1 protein-coding gene is annotated in these 1,140 nt (G+C 56.5%); it reads left to right on the forward strand.

The window, feature by feature from the left end; genetic code table 11:
- A partial coding sequence (locus B2R17_RS17500) for a VWA domain-containing protein (protein WP_286764997.1) occupies positions 1-1,107 on the forward strand: 1,107 nt, incomplete at its 5' end.
- Positions 1,108-1,140 lie beyond the last annotated feature (33 nt).

Below are 1,140 nucleotides of genomic sequence, written 5' to 3' on the forward strand. Positions count from 1 at the left end.
GCATCCGGTGGCACAAACATGTACCCTGCAATGGCCGACGCTTACGAAGCGTTGATTGGTGCCACAGCCAAACTGAAGCATGTGATCCTGATGACCGATGGAGTCTCGTCACCGGGCGACTTCCAAGGTGTTGCCGGCGACATGTCCGCGTCGCGAATCACACTCTCGACCGTTGCGCTGGGGCAGGGTTCGAGCGAAGACCTGCTGGAAGAGCTCGCTCAGATTGGCGGAGGTCGCTACTACTTCTGCGACGATCCTCAATCAGTTCCTCAAGTCTTTGCGAAGGAAACCGTCGAAGCCAGCAAATCCGCGATCAACGAACTGCCATTTGTCCCACAATTGGTACGTCCCACATCGGTGCTCGATGGAATCGAATTGGACCTTTCGCCACTGTTACTCGGCTACGTTGTGACGCGTCCGAAACCTACTGCGGAGTTCATCTTGGCTAGCGAGTCGGGTGACCCGCTGCTTGTATGGTGGCGATACGGTTTGGGTATGTCGGTCGCTTTCACCAGCGACGCGAAAAATCGATGGGCGGGCGAATGGATGACCTGGCCAGACTTTGGAACCTTTTGGGCCCAAATCATTCGGCATGCGATGCGCAAAGACGACAATCGAGGCGTGTTTGTGGAAGTCGAACGAGACGGCAATCGGACTCGCGTGGTGATGGACGCGGTCGATGACAACGGACGATTCATCGACGAAGCCGATACTCGATTGACGGTGATCGATCCACGATTGAAGAACGAAAAGATCGCCATGCGACAAACCGCGCCGGGTCGCTATGAGGCCTCGGTGGAAACGCTTCGTCGCGGAGCGTACCACTTTGACATCGCGACCAACCGGATGGACGGGACCAGCCAACGAAGCTCTCGAGGAATCGCCGTTGGTTACCCCGACGAGTTACGATTGCTGCCACGCGGCGACGAATTGCTTCGTCAAATCGCTTCGGTAAGCGGTGGACGCTATGACGCCCCGGCAAATTCCATCACGGAAGACGACGACCGCACAGCACGTGACCCGGTCCCAATCTGGCCATGGCTACTGATGGCTGGCTTGGTCTTATTCATCGCGGATGTGGCGTTTCGACGGGTCGAAATGCTTTGAGAGTGGCTTGAAAGCAATCACGTCTCCAAAATC

This window comes from Rhodopirellula sp. UBA1907 (assembly GCF_002337565.1).
Classification (GTDB): Bacteria; Planctomycetota; Planctomycetia; order Pirellulales; family Pirellulaceae; genus Rhodopirellula; species Rhodopirellula europaea.